We start from the raw sequence: 8,280 nt of genomic DNA, 5'->3' as shown, positions 1-8,280 counted from the left end.
GGGTGGGACGTCCATCCTGACGAGCGTACACGAATGATAACCGTTCTCATTATCGTGTACGGTCGGGCACCATGCCCAGCCTCCTCGCCGGAATCCTCGAGCCGTTCGCTCTCGACTTCCTCCAGCGCGCCCTCCTCGGCGGCGTCCTCGTCGCGGTCCTCTGCGGCGTCGTCGGCACCTGGGTGGTCCTCCGCGGGATGGCCTTCCTCGGCGAGGCGCTCGCCCACGGGATGCTCCCCGGCGTCGCCCTCGCGACGGTGCTCGGCGCTCCCGTCCTCGTGGGCGGCGCCGCCAGTGCGGTGCTGATGAGCCTCGGCATCGCGGCCCTGCAGCGGCGCGGACGCCTGTCCTACGACACCAGCATCGGCCTGCTCTTCGTCGCCATGCTGGCGCTGGGCGTCATCGTCGTCTCGCACTCGGGCAGCTTCGCCACGGACGCGACCTCGATCCTCTTCGGCGACATCCTCGCGATCACCCCCGTCGACATCGGGCTGCTCGCCGCCGCCGCCGGAGCCGGCCTCCTCGTCGCAGCGGCCTTCCACCGCCCGCTCGTCGCCCTGGCACTGGATCCGCGCATCGCCGCGGTGCTCGGCCTCGGTCCGCGCTCGGCTCAGGCCGCGCTGGTCGGCCTGGTGACCCTCGCCGTCGTCGCCTCCTACCAGGCGGTCGGCTCGCTCCTCGTCGTCGGACTGCTGCTGGCCCCCGCGGTCGCCGCCGGGCACTGGACCACCCGCATCCCGACCCGGATGCTGCTCGCGTCAGTCCTCGGCGCGGCCTCCGTGCTCGTCGGCCTGCTCGTCTCCTGGCACGCGGCGACGGCCGCGGGCGCCTCGGTCGCCGGCTCGGCCGTCGCGGTCGCCGCCGTGTCCTGGGCGGTCCGCTCGGCCCCGTCGGCTCTCGCGTCCCGGTCGGACCCTCGGCCGGTCGCCGCATGAGACCTCCCCGGCACCGCCCCTCCCCCGCTCCCTCTCGAAAGGACTCCGTGCACTCCCGAACCACCGCCACCGCCCTCCTGGGCGCCCTCGCGCTCGGCCTGGCCTCCTGCTCGACCGACGCCTCCGCGCCGGCCGCTGACGACACGGGCTCCGGGCACGGCGCCGTCGCGAACGCCGCCGAGCTCGCCGAGCCGCGCCTCGGGCTGACCACGATCGATCCCACCGGCGCCGTGTCGCACCTCGACCTCCTCGACGAGACGGTCACCGGCCTCGGCACCATCGGCGCCCCGAGCGCGATGACGACCGACGGCCGCTACCTCTTCGCACAGACCGACGCGGGCGTCGAGATCGTCGACAGCGGCGTGTGGACCTGGGACCACGTCGACCACTTCCACTACTACCGCGCAGACCCCCGCCTGATCGGCACGGTCGAGGGCTCCGGGACGGCCGTCGTCGCCACGACGAACCTCTCGACCACCGGCGGCACCGGACTCTTCTTCCCCGACTCCGGCGAGGCGGTCCTCCTCGACACCGAGGCGCTGTCGACGGGCGCGATCGTCGAGCGGTTCCGGAAGGACCTCGAGCCCGGACCGGGGATGGTCGTGCCCGTCGGCTCCTCTGCGCTGGTGACCGAGGGCTCCGGAGCCGGGGCGGCCGTCGCCGGCTACGACTCGGACGGCGAGTTCACGGGCCTCCGCGAAGGCTGCCCCGACCCCGCCGGGACGATCACGACCCGCGTCGGCGCCGTCGTCGGCTGCTCCGACGGCGCGCTCCTGGCGTCGATCGAGGGCGAGGAGCTCGTCGTCGAGCGGATCCCCTACCCCGCCGGCACCACCGCACCACCCGCCACGTCGTTCGACAACCGCGAGGGCCGCCCCACGGTCGCCGGTCTCGCCGGCGACGCGGGCATCTGGCTCCTCGACACCCGGGAGCGCTCGTGGATCCTCCTCCCCTCTCCCGCACCGCTCGCGCAGGTCACCGCGGTCGACGACGCGGACGAGACCGTCCTCGCCCTCGCCGCCGACGGACGCGTGCTGGTGCTCGACGGCTCCGACGGCGCGGTCCTCGCCGAGACCGCGCCCCTCGTCGCGGACACGACCGCGGACGGCTCGCGGCCCGTCCTGATCGCCGACCAGCAGCGGGCCTACGTCAGCGCGCCCGCCGAGCGGAGGCTGCACGAGATCGACTACGCGGACGGCGCCCGCCTCGCCCGCACCTTCGAGACCGCCTCCGAGCCGGCCTTCACGGCGGAGACGGGCCGATGAGGCGCCGCTGGGCGCTCGCGTCCGCCGCGGCGGTCCTGCTCCTGTCGGGCTGCACCGCCGCGGAGGAGGACGACCGGCCGCTCGTCATCGTCTCCACCAACATCCTCGGCGACGTCGTGGGCGAGCTCGTCGGCGACGAGGCGCAGGTCGTCACGTTGATGAAGCCGGACGCCGACCCGCACTCCTTCGAGATCTCGGCGCAGGAGGCGGCGCGCCTGCGCTCCGCCGACCTCGTCGTCTCGAACGGGCTCGGACTCGAGGAGGGCCTGCAGCAGCACCTCGACGAGGCCTCGGGAGAGGACGTGCCCGCGTTCGTCGCCGGCGACGCCGTCGACGTCCTCGACTACGGCGAGGGCGACGCGGAGGGGAGCCCGGACTCGCACTTCTGGACGGACCCCGGCCGGATGATCGACGTCGTCGACTCCCTCGGGCCCGTGCTCGCCGCGCTCGACGGCGTCGATCCGGCCGCCGTCCGGGACCGGACGGACGGCTACCGCGCCGAGCTCGAGCGGCTCGACTCCGAGATGGCCGCCGCGTTCGCCGCGATCCCCGCCGAGCGCCGCGCCCTCGTCACCAACCACCACGTCTTCGGGTACCTCGCCGAGCGCTTCGACTTCGACGTCGTCGGCGCCGTCATCCCCGGAGGCACGACCCTCGCGGCGCCGTCCGCCTCCGACCTCGCCGACCTCGTCGACGCGGTCGAGCGGACCGGCGTCCCCACGATCTTCGCGGAGTCCTCGTCTCCCGACCGCCTGGTCCAGGCGCTCGCGAGCGAGGCCGACATCCGCGTCGAGGTGGTCGAGCTGTTCACGGAGTCCCTGACGGGGCCCGAGGGCGGCGCTCCCGACTACCTCGCCATGATGCGCGTCAACACGCAGCGCATCGCCACCGGGCTCTCCCCGTGAGCCCTCCGATCCACCACCAGGAAGAAGAAGCACCCATGCAGAACACCCACGTCCGTCGGGCGGGCCTCGGCCTGATCGCCGCCTGCTCGATCACGGTCCTCGCGGCCTGCTCGTCGAGCTCGACCCCCGCCGCCGAGTCGTCGGCGTCCACCGCACCGGCCACCGAGGCCGCGGCGTCCACCGGAGCCCGCGTCGCCGTCGCCTACGAGGGCGGCGTCCTCGTCCTCGACGGCGAGACCCTCGAGACCGTCGCGGACCTGGACTCCGAGGAGTTCACCCGCCTCAACCCCGCCGGCGACGGCCGCCACGTCCTGGTCACCGTGAGCGAGGGGTTCCAGCTCCTCGACACCGCCGCCGGCACCGGCGGTGAGCCGGAGCTGACGGACATCGTCTTCCCCGCGGACACCCCGGGCCACGTCGTCCGGCACGCCGGGAGGACCGTCCTCTACGCCGACGGCACGAGCGACACGACCGTCCTCGAGACCGCCGACCTGGCGGCCTCGGACGGGATGCCCGCGACCGAGACCATCCCGGGAGTCGAGGCGCACCACGGCGTCTCGATCGTCCTCGAGGACGGCACCCTCCTCACCACGGTCGGCGACGCCGACGGGCGCACCGGCATCGAGGTGCGCGACGCCTCCGGCGCCGTGACGGCCACGAACGACCAGTGCCCCGGTGTCCACGGAGAGGGCACGGCCGAGAACGAGGTCGTCGTCTTCGGCTGCGAGAACGGCGCCCTGGTCTACGACGGCGGCGAGATCACGAAGCTCGAGGCGCCGGACCAGCCGTACGGCCGCATGGGCAACGCCTGGGTCAGCGAGACCAGCCCGATCATCGTCGGCGACTACAAGGACGACCGCGACGCCGAGGGCTACCTCCTGCACCGCGTGGCGCTGATCGACACCGAGGCGAAGACCCTCAACGTCGTCGACCTGCCCGAGGGCGTCGAGTACACCTTCCGCGGCGTCGCCCGCGGCCCCGACGACCTGGCGTACATGATCGCCTCGGACGGCGCGATCCACGTCCTCGACCCGGAGACCGGCGAGCCGACCGCCTCCTACCCCGTCGTCGACGCCTGGGAGAGCCCGGTCGAGTGGCAGGACCCTCACCCCGCGATCGCCGTCGCCGGAGACGTCGCCTACGTGACGGACCCGGCCGCCGACAGCATCCACGCCGTCGACCTCACCACCGGAGAGGTCGTCGCCACGGGCGAGCTCGACGTCACGCCGAACGAGATCGCCGTCGCCGCGAGCTGACGACCGGCGCGGAGGAGGGGCGAGGGGCCGTGGGCTCCGCGCCCCTCCTGTTCACCTGCGGGGTGCAGGATCTCGGCATGACGACCGACTTCGATCTCGACCAGGTGGTGCGCGACGTGACCGCGAACGTGCGCAAGAAGTTCCCCGACCACTCCGAGGAGCAGGTCGCGCCGCTCGTGCGCGAGGAGCTCGCGGGGCTGCAGGACCGGCCCGTGCAGGACTACCTGACGGTCCTCACGGAGCGGGCGGTCAAGCGCCGCCTCAAGCGCGAGGCGCGCGGGGAGTAGACCGGGTCAGGCGAGCGCCCGCTCGATCGACGCCCGCAGCGCCGGAGCCGGCCGGAGAGCGCCCGCCTCCTCCGCCTCGAGGAGCGCTTGCGCGTCCGCCGGGCTGTGCTCGCGGTACCAGCGGTCGACCGGGACGCCGTGCGCCGGCCGGCTCAGCACCTCGACGGCGTCGCCCGCCTCCACCGATCCGCGGTGCAGCACCCGCAGGTACGCGCCCGTACGCCCCTCGTCCGCGAAGCGCTTGACCCACTGCGGCTCTCCGAGGGCCCGTTGGAACGTCGCGCACGGCGTCCGCGGCATCGTCACCTCGACCTCGACCGCCGCGCCGATCCGCCAGCGCTCGCCGATCACGGCGCCGCTCACGTCGAGGCCCTCGATCCGCAGATTCTCGCCGAACATCCCCGCCGCCACCGGCCGACCCAGTCGCTCCGCCCACCAGAGCGCGTCCTCGTCGGAGTAGGCGTAGAGCGCCTTGTCGAGGCCGCCGTGGTGCGCGCGATCGGCCTGCACATCGCCGTAGAGGCCCAGATCGCGCACGCCGACAGGACCCTCGACCGGCCGCTTGTCGATCGCGGTCACGCCGACCGTGCCGGAGTCGGGCAGGAGGCGGGCGACGCGGCACACGGCGAGCAGGCGGGGCATGCCGCCATGGTGCCAGCACTAGGCTCGCCGCGTGCGCGACGCGACCGCTCCTCCCCGGCTCGACCCCCTCCTCCTCGACGGCCTCGCCGAGGGCTGCGCCGGGGACACCGGTGCCCGCGAGCACGCAGAGGGTCTGCGCTTCACCGGCACGGACCTCACCGGCACCGACCTCACCGCGGCCTCCTTCAGCGAGTGCGTGCTGGCGGGAGTGGTCCTGGACGGGGCCCAGCTGCGCGCCGCGTCGATCACGGAGTCACGGCTGGAGCGCCTGGACGTCCCCGGCCTCTCGGCGCCGCGGAGCCGGCTCCGCTCCGTGGAGCTGCTCGCCTCGAGGCTGGGCTCGGGCGAGCTCTACGAGAGCACCTGGGAGCAGGTGCGCGTGGCCGACTGCAAGCTCGGCTACCTGAATCTCCGGGGCGCCACGGTGCGCGACGTGCTGCTCGAGCGCTGCACGATCGACGAGCTCGACCTGGCGGGAGCGACCGGCACGCGGCTGCGCCTGGTCGACTGCGACGTCCGCTCGCTCGATCTCTCCCGGGCACGGATCGAGCACCTCGATCTGCGCGGCGCCGGGCTGCATGTGCTCACCGGGCTGGACGGCCTCCGGGGCGCCACCCTCTCCGAGCTGCAGCTCAGCCTCCTGCTGCCGCTGTTCGCGGAGCACTTCGGGGTGCGGGTGGGCTGAGCCGCCGGTCCGCCTAGCGCCGGCGGGCGATCAGCCGCGTCAGAGCGCGGCGGCCGAGGAGGAACACGGCCAGCACGACGGCCGTCACGATCACGAAGCTCCACTGCACGCCCTGCCCGGAGGCGATCCGCAGGAGCATCCCGCCCGCGACGGTCACCGCCCAGACGACGAGCCCGGCGGGCACGATCCGGTCCGGGGAGCGCCACGAGCGCGTGACGACCCAGCCGAGCAGGAGCGCCGCCAGGAACGGCCAGAGCGTGGTGAGCAGGCCGATCAGCGCCGACCCCTCGTCGTGGCTCCCGCGGCCGATCAGCACGAAGACCAGGACGAGCACGGCGTCGAGGGCGAGGCCGAGGCCCGCGTGCCGGGTCATGCGGGCTCCGTCACGAAGTCGATGAGCTGCTCGACCCGGCCCAGCAGCGCCGGCTCCAGGTCCTGGAAGGTGCGCACCCGGCCGAGGATGCGCTGCCAGGCGCGCGCGATGTCGGCCTGCTCCTCGTGCGGCCAGCCGAGCGCCTCGCAGATCCCGTGCTTCCACTCGGTTCCGCGAGGGATCTCGGGCCAGCGCTCCAGGCCGATCCGGCCGGGCTTCACGGCCTGCCAGACGTCGATGTAGGGGTGGCCGACGACGAGGACGTGGGCGCCGTGCGGACCGGCGGCGACCTGGTCGGCGATCCGCGACTCCTTCGAGCCGCGCACCAGGTGGTCGACGAGCACGCCGATGCGGCGCCCCGGACCGGGCCGGAACTCTCGCACCAGCTCGTCGAGGTTGTCGACGCCCTCGATGTACTCGACGACGACGCCCTCGACCCGCAGGTCGTGGCCCCAGACCTTCTCGACCAGCTCGGCGTCGTGCCGGCCCTCGACGTAGATGCGGCTGGGCAGGGCGACCCGCGCCTTCGCGTCGGCGACGTGGAAGGAGCCGGAGGCGGAGCGCGCGCGACCGAGGCTCGCGTCGCGCTTCAGCCCGGGCGCCTTGAGCGACACGGGCTTCCCGTCGATCAGGAACCCGGGCCCGAGCGGGAACACGCGGACCTTGCCGAACCGGTCCTCCAGCCGCACCATCCGCAGCTCGACACCGAGCACGGCGCCCACGAAGCCGGAGGCGACCTCCTCGACGACGAGATCGCGCTCGGCCTCGACGACCGCCACCTCGACCCTGCCCCGGGCCCGCCAGTCGCCGGCGAGCACGTCCTGCCCGTACCTGTCCTCGTCCATCGCACCGAGGGTAGCCGGAGCCGCGCGGGGCCCCGCGCGGACACGGCGCATGCACCTCTGCTTACATGAGCAGATGACCGAGGACCTCGAACCCGCCGCCGAGCTCTTCAAAGTGCTGTCCTCCTCCTCCCGGCTGCGCCTGCTCCGGGCCCTCGCCGAGGAGACGTCGACGGTCGGGCGGCTGGCCGAGGTGACCGGGCTCTCGCAACCGCTGGTCTCGCAGCACCTGCGCATGCTCCGCACCGCCGGGCTCGTCGCGGTCGAGCGCGTGGGCCGCGAGGCGCACTACTCGGTCGCCGACACCCACGTCACGCACATCGTCGACGACGCGGTCCGGCACGCCCTGGAGGGGTGACCTCCGTCCTTGTCGGGAACGATGATCGCTCTCGATCAGGCGCATCCATTGCAATGCGTTTATGGATCTGGTCGACTGGAGCCCGTCGCGTTCGCGGCCCCCGCATCCGGAAAGGCAGCACCATGAGCACCACCGATCTCCACGCCGAGCACCCCGTCACCGAGCACGAGCACGGCGAGGGCTGCGGCCACCCGGCCGTGCAGCACGAGGACCACGTCGACTACGTCCACGGCACGCACCACCACGCCCTGCACGGCGACCACTACGACGAGCACGAGTCGGAGGCCGAGCACTCGACCGCCGACCACGAGCACGGCGACGCCTGCGGGCACGAGACCGTGCAGCACGACGACCACGTCGACTTCGTCCACGACGGCCACAAGCACGCCGCTCACGCCGGCCACTACGACGAGCACTGAGGCCGTGCGCGACGGGAGGGCTCGCACCCTCCCGTCGGCGCTCAGCCCTGACGGGCCTTGAAGCGCGGGTTCAGCTTGTTGATCACGAAGACGCGGCCGCGGCGGCGGACCACCTGCGAGCCGGGCTGCGCCTTCATCGACCTGAGGGAGTTGCGGACCTTCACGGATGCTCCTGTCGTTAATGAGAACTGTTATCGATAGAGTAGCGGCCCATGGAGACCCACCACCCCGCACCCCCCGTCGCGCACGGCCTCAGTGCTCGTCGTAGTGGCCGGCGTGAGCGGCGTGCTTGTGGCCGTCGTGGACGAAGTCG

12 protein-coding genes are annotated in these 8,280 nt (G+C 73.4%); 8 read left to right on the top strand and 4 right to left on the bottom strand.

Going from position 1 to position 8,280, the window contains the following annotated elements; genetic code table 11:
* Positions 1–71 precede the first annotated feature (71 nt).
* From aztB to C5C24_RS17080, 5 genes are all read left to right on the top strand, one after another.
* Positions 72–935, top strand: coding sequence for a zinc ABC transporter permease AztB (gene aztB / locus C5C24_RS17100; protein WP_104305541.1), 864 nt, complete (start codon positions 72–74; stop codon positions 933–935).
* A 47-nt stretch (positions 936–982) separates the two neighbouring features.
* The gene (locus C5C24_RS17095; RefSeq protein ID WP_104305540.1) at positions 983–2,200 is read left to right on the top strand and encodes an ABC transporter; all 1,218 of its coding nucleotides are present in this window, start codon (positions 983–985) and stop codon (positions 2,198–2,200) included.
* On the top strand, positions 2,197–3,105 hold the full coding sequence (aztC, locus tag C5C24_RS17090; RefSeq protein ID WP_104276359.1) for a zinc ABC transporter substrate-binding protein AztC: 909 nt from the start codon (positions 2,197–2,199) through the stop codon (positions 3,103–3,105). Before C5C24_RS17095 ends, aztC begins: the two co-directional genes overlap by 4 nt.
* Before the next feature lie 35 nt (positions 3,106–3,140).
* Entirely contained in the window at positions 3,141–4,361 is a 1,221-nt protein-coding gene (aztD, locus tag C5C24_RS17085; protein WP_104305539.1) for a zinc metallochaperone AztD, read from the top strand.
* Positions 4,362–4,438: 77 nt separating this feature from the next.
* Positions 4,439–4,648 (top strand): three-helix bundle dimerization domain-containing protein, encoded by a 210-nt coding sequence (locus C5C24_RS17080; RefSeq protein WP_068254857.1) that lies wholly within the window; start codon positions 4,439–4,441, stop codon positions 4,646–4,648.
* 6 nt (positions 4,649–4,654) lie between these two features.
* Here the strand turns inward: C5C24_RS17080 and C5C24_RS17075 are convergent, their stop codons facing one another.
* On the bottom strand, positions 4,655–5,290 hold the full coding sequence (locus tag C5C24_RS17075; protein ID WP_104280806.1) for an MOSC domain-containing protein: 636 nt from the start codon (positions 5,288–5,290) through the stop codon (positions 4,655–4,657).
* Positions 5,291–5,321: 31 nt separating this feature from the next.
* Here C5C24_RS17075 and C5C24_RS17070 point away from each other — a divergent pair, with 31 nt between their 5' ends.
* A complete protein-coding gene (locus C5C24_RS17070; RefSeq protein WP_104280807.1) occupies positions 5,322–5,975 on the top strand; it encodes a pentapeptide repeat-containing protein in 654 nt (217 codons plus the stop codon).
* Between the two features lie 13 nt (positions 5,976–5,988).
* On the opposite strand, the gene C5C24_RS17065 is transcribed toward C5C24_RS17070, so the two are convergent.
* Complete coding sequence (locus tag C5C24_RS17065) at positions 5,989–6,348, bottom strand: DUF3054 domain-containing protein (RefSeq protein WP_104233715.1); 360 nt, start codon at positions 6,346–6,348, stop codon at positions 5,989–5,991.
* Positions 6,345–7,193 carry a DUF3097 domain-containing protein gene (locus C5C24_RS17060; RefSeq protein ID WP_104305538.1) on the bottom strand — a complete coding sequence of 283 codons (849 nt, stop codon included), beginning with the start codon at positions 7,191–7,193 and terminating at the stop codon, positions 6,345–6,347. The genes C5C24_RS17065 and C5C24_RS17060 overlap by 4 nt, the downstream gene beginning before the upstream one ends.
* A 73-nt stretch (positions 7,194–7,266) precedes the next feature.
* Between C5C24_RS17060 and C5C24_RS17055 the strand changes: the two genes are divergently transcribed.
* Both C5C24_RS17055 and C5C24_RS18510 read left to right on the top strand, forming a co-directional pair.
* Positions 7,267–7,548: a helix-turn-helix transcriptional regulator gene (locus C5C24_RS17055; protein ID WP_104222235.1), complete on the top strand. Its 282-nt coding sequence runs from the start codon at positions 7,267–7,269 to the stop codon at positions 7,546–7,548.
* Between the two features lie 122 nt (positions 7,549–7,670).
* On the top strand, positions 7,671–7,967 hold the full coding sequence (locus C5C24_RS18510) for a hypothetical protein (RefSeq protein ID WP_104222233.1): 297 nt from the start codon (positions 7,671–7,673) through the stop codon (positions 7,965–7,967).
* Between the two features lie 41 nt (positions 7,968–8,008).
* Here C5C24_RS18510 and ykgO read toward each other — a convergent pair whose 3' ends face one another.
* Complete coding sequence (gene ykgO, locus C5C24_RS17045; protein ID WP_104226896.1) at positions 8,009–8,131, bottom strand: type B 50S ribosomal protein L36; 123 nt, start codon at positions 8,129–8,131, stop codon at positions 8,009–8,011.
* Positions 8,132–8,280: the final 149 nt, after the last annotated feature.

The sequence above is a fragment of the Rathayibacter sp. AY2B3 genome (assembly GCF_002931755.1).
In the GTDB taxonomy this organism is placed as follows: domain Bacteria; phylum Actinomycetota; class Actinomycetes; order Actinomycetales; family Microbacteriaceae; genus Rathayibacter.
This window is presented reverse-complemented; position numbering and strand designations above follow the sequence as displayed.